This window comes from Thermoflexibacter ruber, assembly GCF_900113045.1.
GTDB lineage: Bacteria > Bacteroidota > Bacteroidia > Cytophagales > Thermoflexibacteraceae > Thermoflexibacter > Thermoflexibacter ruber.
On sequence record NZ_FONY01000001.1, the window covers coordinates 155,753 to 172,778 of the forward strand.

Consider the following 17,026-nt stretch of genomic DNA (forward strand, 5'->3'; position numbering starts at 1 on the left):
TTTAGTAAAAGCAATAAGATAATATTGTGATGCGTATTCGCACCCAATAGCTTATTAAAAGTCTTTAAAATCAATGATTTATTACAAAGTTAAGAAATGTAAAAATAGGAAGCAAACCGCCTAAATTTTGCGACTCTCCAAGTGGTGATGAGTGAGTCGTTTTGAGAGATGAACGGATATTTTAAGGCAATAAACCGCCTAAAATTTTTTTGCTTATTGAGCAAACAAAGCCTTTTTTAGGTTATTCAGGTAAGTTCTACCAATATGCAATCGCTCTCCATTACTAAGTAGCAGTTGCATATCACCAGTAAGAAAAGTTCTGATTTCGTTCAAATTTACCACAGTATCGCGGTGTATTTGAACGAATTGGTAATTAGCAAGTGCTTCTGCCATGTTTTTGAGGGTACGTGTATAATTTTTGGTTTTTCCGTCAGCAAAGCATACTTTTATGTTCCCTTGCTCTGCTTGGCAGTAAATGATTTCTTTAGCATCAGCGAAGTCGAACCCCCTGGCATGGGGCAGAGAAACTGGCTGCGAAGCAGATAATTTACTATTGAGGGTCTGCAAAGCAACCACAAGGCGTTCTTGGTTCATTAGTTCTCCGCTCCTCTGGATAGCTTTCTGTATAGCAAGTTTCAGGTCGTCTAAGCCTACAGGTTTGAGCAAATACTCTAAGGCACTGACTTTGAAGGCTTGGACAGCATATTCTTGGAAGGCGGTCGTAAAAACGATATGAAAATCAAGTTTTGGCAAAGCCTGTAAAAACTGAAATCCATCCATTTGTGGCATTTCAACATCTAAAAAAACAAGGTCAGGCGTTTTGCGCTCTATCGCTTTTAGCCCCTCCTCAGCTGAGGTACAGGTGCCTTGAAGGTGTACTTCTGGGCAGTGCTGAATTAATAAATTTTTTAAATGCTCTCTACAATGTTTTTCATCATCAATGATAATAGCGGATAACAACATACAATTTTGAAAGTTTAAGTAGCATATTTTTTTAGTCTTCTGGATTGATTCCTAATGCTTTGAGTTTTTCAGCAAGTTTATCAGCACGCTGTTTTTCTGCGTCAGCACGCTGTTTTTCTGCGTCAGCACGCTGTTTTTCTGCATTAGTACGTTGCTTTTCTAACAAAGTGCTTTCTACGCCTGTGAGCAACAAATTGCCACTGCTATCTGTCCAGCGCAACCACTCGTCTTCTCTCTCTTCGTATTTGCCTCGCCAAAGTGTAAGTCCCAAACCTATACGCTCTAAAAATTGATTTTCTTTGTGATAGTAATAACCTCCTCTGTTTTCATAAATATTAAGCACTTGCTTGTTAATAAAAAGCAAGGGGTCAAGCACCACATAGTAAGGAATCCCAATGTTGGCATAAATATCAAACTTTTTGCCGCCTTCATTGCCTACCGCATTGGAAACTATCTCTATCACAACGTCAGGGTTTTTCCCAATCTGCCAAATCATATACACTCGATTTGCCTTTTCCCATATATCAGGCGGGTAGTTCACGTCTAAACTCACAAACATATCAGGTACTACGGCAGGTTTGTTAATACCATAATAAATCCCTACATTAGCAGAAGCAACAAAAGGGCGGTCGCCAAAAGGCATAGAGGCAAAAAGCGCATCTACCAAAAGGCGTTGCTGCTTTTCTGAAAATATATTGTCCACAGGCGTATCGTCTTCGGTTACGAGATGTTCTACGTTTGGCGGTTCTATGACAAAATCTACTACGGTCATGTTTTCCATCTCAAATTTATTTTTTTACGAAAATAATCATTTCTCTTGAAAATAGTACAATAATCAATACGGAATTTTTAACACTACCCTTGTGCCTGCTGGCTTGCCTTGCTCATCTACCAAGTCTGTGATTTCCAAAGGACTAACCAACTCATTGTCAAATAAATCTCTTATTCTTTTTTCGGTGAGTGCCAGCCCTACCGATTGGCGCTTGTGGTGGAATTTCCCATTTAGTTCGCCAGCTTTTTGTCTCCCTATCCCGTTGTCTTCTACCAAGATATGTAAAAGTTCATTCCTCGAGAATATTTCCAATGCCAATTTCCCTCTTTTATTTATATTCCTTAGCCCGTGCAGAATGGAATTTTCTACAAAAGGTTGCAAAAGCAAAGGAGGAATCTCTACACTTTCCAAGTCTATATTTTCTTTGTTAATTACGTCATAATCAAAGCTATTATCAAATCTGCGCTGGTTCATTCGTACATAAACTTCTAAAAAGTCACATTCTTCTTTGAGAGAAATTATTTTTTTACCTGAATGATAAAGCAAAAGGCGATATAGTCTATTCAAGTCGTTCATTGCCTCTGTAGCCTCTTGTGCATCTCCTTTATTGATATAATTATTTATCATTATCATACAGTTAGCTAAAAAGTGTGTATCTATGCGAGCAGAATGTAGCCTCTGATTAACTTCTTGAAAATCGTTTTGTAAAACGCTATAGGCTTCTTTCATTTTTTCCTTTTCTTTTTTGTATGCCTCTTCTTTCCTGATTTCTTTAATTCTGTATTGGTAAATGCCATAGATAGTCCCTGATATAGTAATGATTATCAGTGAAATAAACCACCAAGTTGCCCACCAAGGAGGCAGAATTGTAATGCTTATGCTTGTACCTTCTTCATTCCATATTCCATCGTTATTACTTGCTTTTACTTTTAAGGTGTAAGTATTAGGTTTTAAACCCGCAATGCTAACGGTACTTTTGTTCCCAAGAGGAATCCAATTTTTGTTAAGTCCGTCTATTTTGTAGGCATATTGGTTTTTGTCAGGACGAATGAAGTTAAGAGCTGCAAAATCAAAAGAAAGGAAGTTTTGCTCATGTGTGAGTGTAATATGCTTTTTATACATAATTGCAGTATCCAAGCGATATTCTTGCTCAAATAACTTGAATGAAGTGAAAAATATAGCAGGAGCGAGGTTATTTTCCTGAACACTGTCAGGATGAAACTTACAAAAGCCTTTAGAGCCACCAAAATAGATATAACCATTTTTGTCCACAAAATGGGCATTTCTAACATGAGTTTGGTCTGCTCCTACTGCTCCGTCTAATACATCATAGCAATTGATACGAATATTCTTATTTTTGCGAATACTCACTTTACATATACCTGCGGAAGTAGCTAACCAAAGCCTGTCTTTTTTATCGATAACTATGCTGTAAATCATACTGGTGGGCAAGCCATCTTTTTCTGAAATGGAGGAAAATTTGGTCTGATTTTTCTCTTTGAAATACAGACCTTCTGAAGTAGCAACCCATAGTGTGCCCTGCGAATCGAATGCCAAGTTATAAATATTTTCATCTGCAAGTCCATTCGTTTTATCAGGCTCGAGAAGATAGTGCGTAAACTTTTCTGTCTTTTTATCAAAAGAAAAAATACCTCGATTGATTGCACCTTTTCCTATCCAAAGCAAACCATTAGAATCCTCGATAATGGGTGAGTTTTTATCTAACTTTTGTTCTTGCTCTTTTAAGTCTTTAAAAACCTTCCACTTTTTAAAAGAATTATTTTGCCACCTAAAAAGACCCGCATTCCCTCCAAAATAAAAAACTCCTTCTTTATCTTCGTAAATGCTTGCTAAAGTGCCTTCAAAAAACTCTGATTCAATCTGGGGGATTAAGCTATTTACTTCGCTAACAAATTTTTCCCTCTTTTTATCAAAATAACGCACACAATGAGCCGTTGCCACCCATATATTACCCTTGCTATCTTCGGCAAAGCCTGCAATTAAATTTGTGCAAAGCACACCTTGTGTATTTTCTTTTGTATAATTTGTATATGTTTGACTATTTCCATTATAAACACTAATCCCTTTTCCATACGTTCCTATCCATAATAAACCTTCACTATCCTCAAAAATAGCGGCAATGGCTTGGTTAGGTAGTTGATTAGGTATAAATGGGGAATGTTGGAATAGCTGAAAAGACGCTTTGCCTTTTTGGCGATTGTCGGAGTAATTTAGCCCACTTTGGTAAGTACCAATCCAAATATTACCACTTCTATCTTCACAAAAACCACCTGTGGAGTTATTGGAAAGCGAATAGGGATTACGCGCATCTTTTTCATAATTCGTAAAACGTTTATTTTGAGGATTATAGACAGAAACACCTTCTTCTGCATTCAGAAACCAAATAAGCCCATGTTTATCTTGGCGGATTTTATTCGTTGCTCTTCCTTTAAATCCTTGATTATCTGTGGAATCCGCATGAAAAATCCGTACTTTTTCTCTTTCTCTGCTTGGCGGAATTAGGTAAACTCCACCTCCATTCGAACTTGCCCACAAATTGCCCTCTTTGTCCTCATAAAGTTCAATAAAAGCATTGTCTTTCCCTCTGTAACGATAAGGTTGCAAGAGAAAATCCCCCTTTTCCCTATCAAAAATGAACAAACCTTGCGCTGTTCCTATCCAAAGTGTTTTGTTTTTGTCTAAACACATTGCCCAAATGCTGTTAGGTTTACTGGCATCTTGCGGGTTGGGTGTTTTGTAGTTTGTAAATTGTGCTTTCTTGCGGTCAAAAGCAGTCAATCCATCTTTTGTTCCTAACCAAATTATTCCGTTTTCGTCTTCTAAAATTTCTCTTATATCATTATCAATCAAAGAATTAGAATTATTTTTTTGATGATAATACGTTTTAAACTGATTTGTTTTTTTGTTCAAAACGGTCAATCCATTTTTTGTTCCAAACCAAAGTAAACCATCTGCGGTTTCATGGATATGCCAAATGTAATTATTGGAAATAGATAAACTATCTTCTGGGTTGTGTTTATAATTTTTAAAATTTTTCCCATCAAAACGACTTAGCCCATTTCTTGTCCCTATCCATATAAAACCTTCACTATCTGTAAAGAGTGATTTGATTTCATTGGATACCAAGCCGTTGTCGGTAGTAAAATGATTGAACTTAACAGTAGGAGATTGAGCAAAAGTAGAAAGGCTCAATATAAATGCAAATGATGTATATAGAAACCGCATTTGAAAGCAAAGTGATTATTGAAAGTTTTAATATCATTTGAATTAGTTGGCATAGCTGGTTTCCTAATATAAATATCTAATTTTTTTTACTTCTCTTTACTTTCTCACTGCTTTGAAAGTTCCGTTAGCTCGGGTATATACTAACTCATAGATTTGGTGAAACTTACCATCTTCACTTATTCCTGCATCTTCTTTAAAACCTATGAAGATAGTAGTGCCTTGTTGAGGAACTTTTACCCACATTCCCAAAGAAGCATCTTTGTCAGACAGCACTATTTTAGACTCAGCCTTAGTTAATGCCTCTTTGATTTCTTCTCTGGTAGCTTTGGGCAGGTATTTGTCCGTTTTGTCCACCAGATTCCCATTTTCTAACTCGTAAAATGTAGGTAAATCTGTTTCACAAGCAGGTCCGCAAGCAAAAGAAGCTATGACAGCAAACTTATTTCCTTGTGTAGGAATATAATAAGCCATTTCCTCAAAGCCTTCTGCATAAGGTAAATCATATCTAAGAAAGCCATTTTTAATGTCTTTGACGGTAATATTTTTATTGTTTTGGAAAGGCGTTTCATCGGTTATCTTGCCTTTGCGAAGTTCGGCTTTGTAGGCTTTCATTCTGGCGTTAAAAAAATCCATCACAGATGTTTGAGCAACGCTTGAAGTAAATACAAACAAAGTGAAAAATAAAGAAAAAATAATAGTTCTCATGGTGGTGTGCTACATTAGATTTTTGATATTTTAAATTTTTAACTTATGGATAGCCTATCTTTTATCCAGTCGTTCATAGTGGATAGTACTTGTTCTTTCACAATTTCATTGTGCAGTTCGTGTTTCATGGCTTCCCAAAGTTGGAAAGTGAGATAGTTGGCTGGTACTTGCTTAGCAAACTCTTGGGTGGCTTGGTGCGAAGTGATATTATCTCCTGTTCCGTGCATCAGCAAGAGTGGTAAATTAAACTCTTTGGCATGGGCTATAGCGAATAGCCCCGCTTTGGTGATTTCTACAAACATTTTGGCAGAAATAGAACGATGCACTAAGGGGTCAGCAAGATAAGCCTGTCCTATAGCAGGGTCATGAGATAATTCTTGTGCATTCAGTTCACTTTTATCTTTGAAAGCAGGATATATTTTTGCCATGAGCGTGCCTAACCAAAGTTTGAATGCAGGGGGATTAAACGCTAATTTGAGCCAAGGGCTTGTGATGACTGCCCCTTGCAAAAAATTAGGCTGATAGCGAATCACAAAATTAGCTACTATATTCCCCCCCATGCTATGTCCGTATAGGAATAGGGGCAGTCCATTAAATTTTTCTTTAACAAGGGCAATAAACTCGCTGACATTGGTTAGTAAAGCCTCATAGTTGGGTGTATGCCCGCGTTGTCCTTCTGATTTGCCGTGTCCTCTTTGGTCAAAACCAATGAATCCATACCCTTGTTTGTTCATGTATTGGGCTACGTGTTCGTATCTGCCTATATGCTCAGCAAAGCCATGAACCGTGCATATCATCGCTTTGGGTGTAATAGCAGCAGGAAGCCAACACTTACCATAGATTTTTAAATCATCTGTACTTTGCCAATCAAAATCAAAAGTTTCCATTGATAAATACAAGGCTATGTTTTTAATTTTTCTTCTAACTGTTTTATTTTGACCAAAAGTTCTTCTTTTTCTTGCTTGGATTCCATTTCCCTACGAAACATCTCCTCTTGGGTTGCCTGCAATTCTTCATAATTTTGTCGCATTTCTTCCTCTTGGCTTCTTAGGCTTTCCATCATGTATTGGGATTCTTGCAAGAGTTTTTTGGTGTTTTCATTAAACTTTGCTACGGAAACAGCCGCTGCCAGCGATTCTACTATTTTCAAGATAAATTCTCTTTCTGTATCTGAAAATTGATTAAAAGAGGCTATTTCCAAAATTCCTTGTATTTCCTCATTGAATTTCAAAGGAACGATAAACAAACAGTTAGGCAAGGCATCGCCGAGTCCCGAGCCAATGCGTATATAATTATCAGGTATTTTCTTCAGATATATTTCTTCTCCTTCTTGCCAAGTCTGCCCTACCAAACCTTCCCCGCGGTAAATGCGTTGCTTAGCATATTTCCTTCGTTTATAAGCATAACAAGCACTCAACTCTAAGCAAGGTTCTTTACCTTCATCTTCTTCTATCAAAAATACTGCACCTTGGTTGGCATTGATATATTTGATGAGTTCCGACAAAACCTGAAAAGTAAGTTCGTGAATGTGATTGGCGTTCAGCCTAATGATTTCGTTGAACTTTGTTATACCTTCATTTATCCAACGCCTTTTGGTTTCCTGCTCGTTAGCTTCTTTAAGGTCATTTCTCATCTCTACTAAAGCCTTTCCTAATTCATCGTTGGCACTGACTTCCAGTGTTGCACCAAAATTACCTTTCCCTACTTCTTTGGCAAAATGAGACGCTTTATTTAGACGTTCTATCAGGCTGTTCATCGCAATAAAAATTTGCCCATACTCGTCTTTTTGAGTAACCTCCTCTTTGAGAACAGATTTGCCTTCTGATAAAGCACTAAGTTTGGTCAATATTTTTTTAGTAGGTTTCGTACTGAAATTGTTAGCAAGCAAGACAATAGCAAAATTGCAAATCAGAATAGAAAAGATAGCCCCAATAATCAATAAGTTCCTTAAAGCAGACAATGGCTTGTCCAACAAATCCATTTCAGGAATAACTATAGCTACAAACATATTGAAAGAAGGGTAAAATTGGAAATATTTATATTTGACTACTTCATTTTGGTCGGTATAAATATACTTGTGCTGCCCCGTCATATTAGTTGTCATGAAATCAAACATCTCCTTGCTTATTTGTTTCAAATCCATGCCTATAGCCTTAGGGCTGGGGTGGAATAGAATGACCCCGTTTTCATTTATCAGATAAGCAAAGCCTTTCTCAAGGTAGCCTTTTTGAATAATATTTTTTTTGATTCCCTCGTCATCTTGAAGTACATCATAGGCATACAAGGCTAACTTTGATTCTTTGTTTGTTTTCAAGGGTTTACAAGCGACAGTGATAATTTTTTTAGAAATCGTCCCGATAGATGTACCCAAATAGGAAGCATCATTATTCAGTGCCTCTACAATAGGTTTTTGCAAAGTAACAGAACCAACCGTTCTTACGTTATTAAAAGCAGGAATCTTCGAGGATACAATACTGGTATAACCTACGGCGGGTATAAACTGTTCTATGGCTAACATCGTACCTGTAATAGTCTGAAAATCATCTGCTAACAAAGTATCTGAATGGAGAGTTCTTTCTCCTATGTATAATTCCTTGACCTTGACGTTTTGCCTTTTTTCTGTAGCAGGGTCTATATAAAAAAAGTTAATCAACGAATCCCCTTCTCGAATCCCTCCTTGCTCTTGAATCATTTTTTCTGCGACAAATAACGCTTGTTTTACTTTATTTTCTTGTGATTTTCTCTGTTCGTCTATGATACTTACTAAATCGCTCAAATGGGTAAAAAAACGTGCATCTGCATCTTCTATGATTTTAGCCTTTTGATTGTAATAAATAACAATAATAAGTATAGCAAACACCGTACTGAGCGAAAGTGCGGTAATGAGAGAAAACTTGGTTGCTAAGTTTAAATCCTTAAATGCTTTCATTGATTCAAAAAAAATTAATAAAGCAGACTCTTTTTTGATGCTTTCCAAACAGTTTTGACGATAAGGGAGTGCAAATGTAAAGTTAAATGAAAAAAATTAAGTTTTTCTACTACAAAGATAAATTTTTAACTTGCAGAAAATGTGCTATTCCTTAACGAATTGCGCTTGAAATCAACAAAAGTTTGATATTCTAAACTTCTAAATTGTTACATTTGTAGAAAAGAGCGTATAAAATACTCAAAGCAAGACATAAAATACATAACTAAAAACTTATTACTAACTCAATGCAAAGATACAATATCCTTTGGGCTGATGACGAGATAGAACTTTTGAAGCCCCACATTCTTTTTCTTTCTAAAAAAGGCTATGACATTACGGCAGTGAATAGCGGTGCTGATGCTGTAGAAAAAGTAGAAGAAAATATTTATGACCTTGTTTTTTTAGATGAAAATATGCCGGGCATGAGTGGCTTAGAAGCCTTAGCTCAAATCAAGGCTTTGCGTCCACACCTGCCCGTAGTGATGATTACCAAAAACGAGGAGGAGAGAATCATGGAAGAAGCTATCGGGGCAAAGATTGCTGACTACTTGATAAAACCTGTCAATCCCAATCAAATTTTACTGTCTGCCAAAAAAATCTTAGAACAAAAACGCATCATTACAGAAAAAACCAACCAAAACTATCAGCAAGATTTCCGAAATATCAGCATGGCTTTTAGCGATGCCATGAACCATGAGGAATGGGCAGAAGTATATAAAAAATTGGTTTATTGGGAATTAGAGATAGAAAATACCGAACACCAAAGCATGTTTGATGTACTACAAATGCAAAAAGTAGAAGCTAACGTCAATTTTGCTAAGTTCATAGAAGACCACTACGAAGACTGGCTCAACGATGCGGATACTGACAAACCCATCCTCTCTCATCAATTACTCAGAAAAAAGGTTTTCCCACTGATTAATGAAAACCCTTTGTTTTTAATCGTTATAGATAACCTTCGTTACGACCAATGGAAAGTTTTAGAGCCTATTATTAGCGAATACTTTAATGTAAAAGAAGAAAGCACTTACTATTCTATTCTTCCCACTACTACCGCCTATGCCCGCAATGCTCTTTTCTCTGGGCTGATGCCATCAGAAATGGAGCGTTTGCAACCAGATTTGTGGTTAGGGGAAGATGACGAAGGCTCAAAAAATAACCATGAGAAAGAATTTTTACAAAAAAATCTCCAAAGAAATAAATTAGCTAATATCAAAATGAGTTACAACAAGGTAATTCATATAAGTCAAGGAAAAACGGTATTGGACAATTTGAATAACCTTTACCATAATCAACTCAATGCGATTGTGTATAATTTTGTAGATATGCTTTCTCATGCACGTACTGATACAGAAATGATTAGAGAACTCGCTCCTGATGAAGCAGCGTATCGCTCTTTGACTAAGTCTTGGTTTGTCCACTCTCCACTTTGGGATTTGTTGAGAAAATTAGCAGAAAAAAATAGTAGAGTAATTATCACTACCGACCACGGAACTATCAGAACTACAAGACCTTACAAGATAGTAGGTGATAAAAATACTAATACGAATTTACGCTATAAACAAGGAAAAAACTTAGACTATGATGACAAGTATGTGTTTGAGTGTCGCAGACCTGAACGCTTTTTCCTTCCAAAAGTCAATGTATCAACTACTTACGTATTTGCTACTGAAGATTATTTCTTTGCTTATCCAAACAACTATAATCATTACGTCAAGTATTATAAAGATACTTTCCAGCATGGAGGCGTCTCTTTGGAGGAAGTCATCATTCCTTTTGTAGAACTTAGTGCAAAATAAAGCAAGTGGAGAAACTCAAAAACTATATTAACGGGAAACTCATTTTACCTATTTCTCGGCAGTACATTGAGAATGTAAACCCAGCTACTGGCGAGGTGTATTCCTTGATACCTAATTCTGATGAAAGGGACTTGGCTTTGGCAGTGGAAGCGGCAAAAGGTGCTTTCACATCATGGGCAAGCACTTCTCAACAGGAGCGTTCCAAGCTATTAGTACAAATAGCCACTTTGATAGAAAAATACAGCGAAAAGTTGGCATTGGCAGAGAGCATAGACAACGGTAAGCCCCTAAGTTTGGCAAAAACAATGGATATTCCCAGAGCTGCTGCCAACTTTCATTTCTACGGCACAGCTATCTTGCACGAATTTTCTGAATCTCATTTTACTAATCCCATTGCGATTAATTACACGCTCAGGAAACCACTCGGCATTGTAGGCTGTATTTCCCCTTGGAACCTACCTTTGTATTTGTTTACTTGGAAAATAGCCCCCGCCTTAGCCACAGGAAATTGTGTGATTGCCAAACCTTCGGAAATTACTCCTATGACGGCTTACTTGCTTTCCCAAATTTGCATAGAGGCAGGCTTGCCCAAAGGAGTGCTAAATATAGTGCATGGATACGGACACAAAATAGGACAAGCCATAGCCGAACACCCGGAAATTCCAGCGATTTCCTTTACAGGAGGCACAGCTACAGGAAAAAAAATTGCTTTGGCTGGAGCGTCCCTTTTCAAAAAAATTTCCTTAGAGTTAGGAGGGAAAAACCCAAACATCATTTTCGCCGATGCGAATTTTGAAAACGCTTTGGCTACTTCTTTGCGTTCTTCTTTTGCCAACCAAGGGCAGATTTGCCTTTGCGGTTCACGCATTTTGATACAAAAATCTATTTATGAGCAGTTTAGAGATGAGTTTGTAAAAAAAGTAAAGCAACTCAATGTAGGCGATCCCTTAGAGGAAAGTACAGACTTAGGGGCTGTAGTTTCCAAAGCACACCAAGAAAAAGTGCTGTCTTACATTGCTTTAGCCCAAGAAGAAGGAGGAGAAATCTTGACAGGAGGCAAGGCAATCAGTCTATCAGGTCGTTGTAAAAATGGTTTTTTCATAGCACCTACTGTTATTGAAGGGCTTTCTGCCGATTGTCGTACTAACCAAGAAGAAATTTTCGGACCTGTAGTTACGCTGATTCCTTTTGGGAGCAGAGAAGAAGCCGTCGCCTTAGCCAACTGTACGCCCTATGGCTTGGCGGCGATGATTTGGACGGAAAACTTGACTACTGCTCACTATGTAGCCCATCACTTGCAAAGTGGCATCATTTGGATAAATTGTTGGCTATTAAGAGATTTGCGAACTCCATTTGGAGGAATGAAAAACTCAGGGTTGGGGCGCGAGGGCGGATTTGAAGCCCTGCGATTTTTTACGGAAGAAAAAAATATTTGTATCAAATTATGACGAAAAAAATACTCATTGTAGATGAAATGCACTCCTCTCTACTACCCATGCTACAAGAAATAGGTTTCCAAGCAGATTATCAGCCTAAAATCACCAAAGAAGAGGTTTTAGCAAGTATCGGAGAGTACGAAGGGATAGTAGTAAGGGGTAAGTTGAAAATAGATAAGCCATTTTTAGAAAAAGCCCAGCGATTGCGTTTTATTGCCAGAGCAGGCGCAGGTTTAGACCAGATAGACATAGAAGAAACCCAAAAGAGAAACATTGCCCTGCTGAATGCACCCGAAGGCAATAGAGATGCTGTAGCAGAACACTGTGTAGGAATGTTGCTTTGTTTATTCAATAAAATCAACTTGGCAGACAAGCAGGTTCGTAACTTGGTTTGGGATAGAGAAGGCAATCGAGGCATAGAACTCATGGGCAAAACCGTAGGCATCATGGGCTATGGCAACATGGGTCGAGCTTTTGCTCAAAGGTTAGTGGGTTTTGGTTGTCGGGTTTTAGCGTATGACCTTTGCGATGAGAAAGTTACAGATAGCTTTGTAATTAAATCTTCTTTAGCCCAAATCCAAGCAGAAGCAGACATCTTTAGCTTGCATATTCCTTTGACCCCAGAGAATAAGCAAATTTTTACGGCTATTTTTTTTGATAACTTTCAGAAAAATATTTTTATCATCAATACTGCCAGAGGAGAACTCCTTGATTTACAGGTATTAAAAGAAAAATTACGCTCAGGGAAAATTAGAGGTGCTTGCTTAGACGTATTGGAAAATGAAAAATTAGCTACTATGACAGAAAAACAAAAAGAAGCTTTTGAAGTCCTTAAAACAATGGACAATATTCTTTTCACTCCACATGTAGCAGGCTGGACAGTAGAATCTTATATTAGGATTAATGAGGTGTTGGTGGAAAAGATAAGACGTTTAGATTTGTGAAAAAGTTTCTCCAAATCGCATAAGTACATCAACAATGCTAAACGTTCTTAGTAGAAAAATCCTACAAGATTGCAAAAACCTTGTAGGATTTCAATGCACTTAAAACTTGTGAGTTAAGAAAGCCATACTCCTATTCCTTACACCAAGCTCACCAATGCTCTTTTCAGATACACCTTTGCTAAGTGCTTGCGGTAGCCTTCATCAGCAAAGTGGTCAGAAAGGATATTGACACTCTCGGCGGCAATAGCAGCGGCTGACATGATGCTCGCTTCGTCTGTTTTTTGACCTTTCAAGGCATTCTCTACCGCAGTATCTCGGAAAGCCATGTCGGAAACACCCGTAAAAGCTACTTTTACATCATCAAATACGCCATTGACCTTTGCTACTACTGCACAGCCTACTATGGCAAAGCGAGAAGCAGGTTGCATGAACTTGAGGTAAGTAGTCTTTGTACCTGCGGGAGGGATAGGAACACGAATCTGAGTAATGATTTCTCCTTCCTCTAAGGCAGTGGTATAAAAGCCTGTGAAGAAATCACTTGCCTTAATGCTGCGTTTTCCACCTCCTCCAGCTACTACTATGGTCGCTTCGGTTGCTAGCATAGAAGCAGGCCAGTCGGCAGCAGGGTCAGCATGAGCCAAACTCCCCCCCAGCGTGCCTGCATTGCGAACTTGCACGTCCCCAATGAGTTCTGCTGCTTGGGAGAGGATAGGCAAGTACTTTCTTACCAAGTCATTGGTCATAATTTCATAGTGCGTAGTCATAGCTCCTATTACTAACTCATTGCCTTCCTGAGAAATACCTTTGAGTTCGGGAATACGACTAATGTCAATCAACTTTGTAGGGCGATTGAGGCGCAATTTGAGAGCAGGAATAAGGCTGTGCCCTCCTGCTAATAGTTTTGCATTGTCGTCTTCTTGCAGTAAAACTATCGCCTCGTCTATACTTTTTGCTTTGATATATTCAAATTCTGATGGAATCATGTCTTTAATTACTAATTAATAATTTTTTAATTACTAATCACTAATTAGAAATTACTAAATCAAAATTCATCATTAGTAATTCATCATTAGTAATTGCTCATTTCCCATGTATTGCTTTCCACACTCTCTGTGGCGTAAGTGGCATTTTGATGTCTTTGATGTTGAAAGGAGCAAGGGCATCAAGTACTGCATTGACTACCGCAGGGGCAGAGCCAATTGTTCCTGCTTCTCCTGCACCTTTTACTCCCAAAGGATTATGAGGACAGGGCGTTATGGTTCTGTCCACCTCAAAAGAAGGCACATCATCAGCTCTTGGCATGGTGTAGTCCATGTATGAGCCTGTGAGCAGCTGACCGTTGTCATCGTAAATAGCCTCCTCAAAAAGTGCCTGTCCAATGCCTTGTACTACGCCACCATGTATCTGTCCCTCTACTATCATAGGATTAATAATGTTTCCTACGTCATCACAAGCCACAAAGCGTTTCAAATTAACTTTTCCTGTTTCTATATCCACCTCTACCACTGCAATATGCGCCCCATAAGGATAGGTAAAGTTAGCAGGGTCGTAGAAACTTGAAAAGTCCAATCCTGGTTCTAAACCTTGTGGGTAGTCATGTGGTACATAAGCCGTTAAGGCAATATCTCCAAAGCCAATAGATTTATCTGTACCTTTGACTGTCCACTTTCCGCCTGCATACTCGAGGTCATCAACCGAAGCCTCTAATTTGTGGGCGGCGATTTTCGCTCCTTTTTCCAAAACTTTGTCAATGCTTTTTACAATGGCACTGCCTCCTACTGCCAAAGAACGAGAGCCATACGTTCCCATGCCAAAAGCTACAGAATCAGAATCTCCGTGTACGATTTCCACATCGCTCATGCTGATTCCGAGTTTGTCTGCCACTACTTGTGCAAAGGTGGTTTCATGTCCTTGTCCGTGAGAGTGCGAGCCTGTGTAAACGCTGACCTTGCCTGTGGGCTGGATTCGGACTTGGGCAGACTCAAATAGCCCTGCTCTTGCACCCAACGAGCCTACTACTGCTGATGGAGCTATGCCACAAGCCTCTATGTAAGTAGAAATGCCAATCCCTAAGTATTTTCCATTTTTACGAGCCTCCTCTTGCTCTTTCCTAAAATTCTTGTAATCCACCATTTCTAAGGCTCTTTCTAATACTGCAGGATAGTTCCCACTGTCGTATTGCAAAGCTACTTGGGTCTGATACCCTGGTTGGTTTACTCCGTCAAAAGGAGGGATAAAGTTTTTAAAACGCAACTCGGCAGGGTCTATGCCTAACTCTCTTGCGCCATTTTCTACTAATCTTTCCAAGAGATAAGTCGCTTCGGGACGACCTGCACCTCTATACGCATCTACTGCGGTGGTGTGCGTAAATGCCCCTGTAACCTCTACGTGAATCGCAGGGGTAGTGTAAAGTCCTTGCAAAAGCGTTCCATGCAAATAAGTAGGCACGCAAGTAGAGAAAGTAGAAAGATAAGCCCCTAAGTTGGCGGCAGTTCTGACTCTTAGAGCCATAATTTTTCCGTCTTTGTCAAAGCCCATTTCTGCTCTGGTAACGTGGTCGCGTCCATGCGCATCAGTAATAAAACTTTCGCTGCGTTCCGCTGTCCACTTTACTGGGCGACCGATTTGCTTAGATGCCCAAGTAACTAAGGCTTCCTCTACGTAATGGAAAATTTTGCTACCAAAACCTCCCCCTACGTCTGGGGCGATTACCCTAACCTTATGTTCAGGCAGACCAAGCACAAAAGCACACATCAAGAGCCTGATTAAGTGAGGGTTTTGAGAAGAAGTATAGAGCGTATATCTATCATTGGTTTCGTCATAGTCGCCAATAGCGGCACGAGGTTCTATGGCATTGGGTACAAGGCGTTGATTGACAAACTCTAAACTTGTTACGTGATGTGCCTTAGCCATATAATCATCTGTTTTTTGTCTATCGCCCAATTCCCACACATAACATTTATTGTCAGGAGCAATGTCATGAACTACGGGCGCACCTTTTTGAATGGCTTTATAGGGGTCAGTTACGCAGGGGAGTTCCTCATATTCAATCTCTACCATTTCTGCGGCATCTTTTGCCAATGCTCTGCTTTCTGCGATGATTATTGCTACAGAGTCCCCAACGTGCAAAACTTTATCTTTGACCAAAAGCGGGTGAGGAGGCTCTTTCATCGTTTCTCCTGTATTAAAATTCACCTGCCAGCCACAAGGTACACCGTTTACCCCTGATTTGGCGATGTCCTCTCCTGTAAAAATAGCCACTATACCCTCCATAGCTAAGGCTTGAGAAGTGTCCAATTTCAAAATCTTAGCATGAGCATACGGGCTACGAATAATGTAAGCATAAGTCATGTTAGGCAATACAATATCATCTGTATATTTGCCCTTTCCTGTGATAAAACGCTTGTCTTCAACACGTTTTACAGCTTGTCCTATCAAACTACACATGAGCCACCTCCTTTTCTTTCATTTTTGTTGCGGCGTACTGAATAGCTTTTACAATGTTGTGATAACCTGTGCAACGACAAAAATTACCCTCCAAGGCATGCCTAATTTCAGTTTCGGTAGGTTCAGGATTCTTATTGAGCAAGTCCACTGCGGTCATAATCATACCAGGTGTGCAAAAACCACACTGCAAGCCATGCTCTTCACGAAAACCCTCTTGGATAGGGTGCAGTTCGCCATTTTGAGCAAGTCCTTCTACTGTGGTAATAGAGCAACCGTCAGCTTGCGCCGCCAGCATAGTGCAAGATTTAACAGCCTTGCCGTCTAAAATGACTGTACAAGCACCACAACTGCTTGTATCACAACCAATATGCGTACCTGTCAGTCGCAATTGGTCGCGGAGATAATACACGAGTAGCTGCCGAGCCTCAACAGTACTTCTGTGTTTTTTTCCGTTTACTTCTACTTGAATGGATAGATTCATATTTACTATGTTATGATATGAGTTGTTAGTAATTAAGTGAGTTTCTTTAGAAATGATAAGGTTGAAAGAAGAAACTTGCAAAGAAAATTATGCTTGTAAGTTATAAAGATTTTATTGGATTTAAAAAAGGTGAATAGGGAAATTTTTATCTTTAATAGCTTATTTTGAATGAATCTAAATAAGACAACTTAATATTTTCTTTTTGAAAATTCCAATTTTAACTTTACCTTGCTTTCAATAAATCCTTTTAGAAAAATGAGAATAT

The 17,026-nt window shown here is 38.8% G+C and carries 12 protein-coding genes; 3 read left to right on the top strand and 9 right to left on the bottom strand.

Annotation, left to right across the window (positions count from 1 at the left end; all coding sequences use genetic code 11):
• Positions 1–213: 213 nt before the first annotated feature.
• The 6 genes from BM141_RS00595 to BM141_RS00620 all read right to left on the bottom strand — a co-directional run bounded on the left by BM141_RS00595 (position 214) and on the right by BM141_RS00620 (position 8,615).
• Positions 214–963, bottom strand: a complete 750-nt coding sequence (locus BM141_RS00595; RefSeq protein ID WP_091538315.1) for a LytR/AlgR family response regulator transcription factor — start codon at positions 961–963, stop codon at positions 214–216.
• 31 nt (positions 964–994) lie between these two features.
• Positions 995–1,744 (bottom strand): Uma2 family endonuclease, encoded by a 750-nt coding sequence (locus BM141_RS00600; protein ID WP_091538317.1) that lies wholly within the window; start codon positions 1,742–1,744, stop codon positions 995–997.
• Positions 1,745–1,798: 54 nt separating this feature from the next.
• The gene (locus tag BM141_RS00605) at positions 1,799–4,981 is read right to left on the bottom strand and encodes a ligand-binding sensor domain-containing protein (RefSeq protein ID WP_091538319.1); all 3,183 of its coding nucleotides are present in this window, start codon (positions 4,979–4,981) and stop codon (positions 1,799–1,801) included.
• A gap of 96 nt (positions 4,982–5,077) precedes the next feature.
• The gene (locus tag BM141_RS00610; RefSeq protein WP_091538321.1) at positions 5,078–5,686 is read right to left on the bottom strand and encodes a hypothetical protein; all 609 of its coding nucleotides are present in this window, start codon (positions 5,684–5,686) and stop codon (positions 5,078–5,080) included.
• 38 nt (positions 5,687–5,724) lie between these two features.
• A complete protein-coding gene (locus tag BM141_RS00615; protein WP_091538323.1) occupies positions 5,725–6,573 on the bottom strand; it encodes an alpha/beta hydrolase in 849 nt (282 codons plus the stop codon).
• 14 nt (positions 6,574–6,587) lie between these two features.
• Entirely contained in the window at positions 6,588–8,615 is a 2,028-nt protein-coding gene (locus tag BM141_RS00620; RefSeq protein ID WP_143090732.1) for a GAF domain-containing protein, read from the bottom strand.
• A 284-nt stretch (positions 8,616–8,899) separates the two neighbouring features.
• On the opposite strand from BM141_RS00620, the gene porX reads away from it, so the two are divergent.
• From porX to BM141_RS00635, 3 genes are read left to right on the top strand one after another with little or no spacing between them, the layout of a single operon-like run.
• Entirely contained in the window at positions 8,900–10,453 is a 1,554-nt protein-coding gene (gene porX / locus BM141_RS00625; RefSeq protein ID WP_091538327.1) for a T9SS response regulator signal transducer PorX, read from the top strand.
• A 5-nt stretch (positions 10,454–10,458) separates the two neighbouring features.
• Positions 10,459–11,901 (top strand): aldehyde dehydrogenase, encoded by a 1,443-nt coding sequence (locus BM141_RS00630; RefSeq protein WP_091538329.1) that lies wholly within the window; start codon positions 10,459–10,461, stop codon positions 11,899–11,901.
• On the top strand, positions 11,898–12,833 hold the full coding sequence (locus tag BM141_RS00635; RefSeq protein WP_091538331.1) for an NAD(P)-dependent oxidoreductase: 936 nt from the start codon (positions 11,898–11,900) through the stop codon (positions 12,831–12,833). Before BM141_RS00630 ends, BM141_RS00635 begins: the two co-directional genes overlap by 4 nt.
• Positions 12,834–12,970: 137 nt before the next feature.
• Here the strand turns inward: BM141_RS00635 and cutB are convergent, their stop codons facing one another.
• The 3 genes from cutB to BM141_RS00650 form a co-directional block, all read right to left on the bottom strand.
• Positions 12,971–13,816, bottom strand: coding sequence for a glyceraldehyde dehydrogenase subunit beta (gene cutB / locus BM141_RS00640; protein WP_091538333.1), 846 nt, complete (start codon positions 13,814–13,816; stop codon positions 12,971–12,973).
• Between the two features lie 97 nt (positions 13,817–13,913).
• Positions 13,914–16,280: a xanthine dehydrogenase family protein molybdopterin-binding subunit gene (locus BM141_RS00645; RefSeq protein ID WP_091538335.1), complete on the bottom strand. Its 2,367-nt coding sequence runs from the start codon at positions 16,278–16,280 to the stop codon at positions 13,914–13,916.
• Positions 16,273–16,761, bottom strand: coding sequence for a (2Fe-2S)-binding protein (locus tag BM141_RS00650; protein WP_091538551.1), 489 nt, complete (start codon positions 16,759–16,761; stop codon positions 16,273–16,275). Before BM141_RS00650 ends, BM141_RS00645 begins: the two co-directional genes overlap by 8 nt.
• Positions 16,762–17,026: the final 265 nt, after the last annotated feature.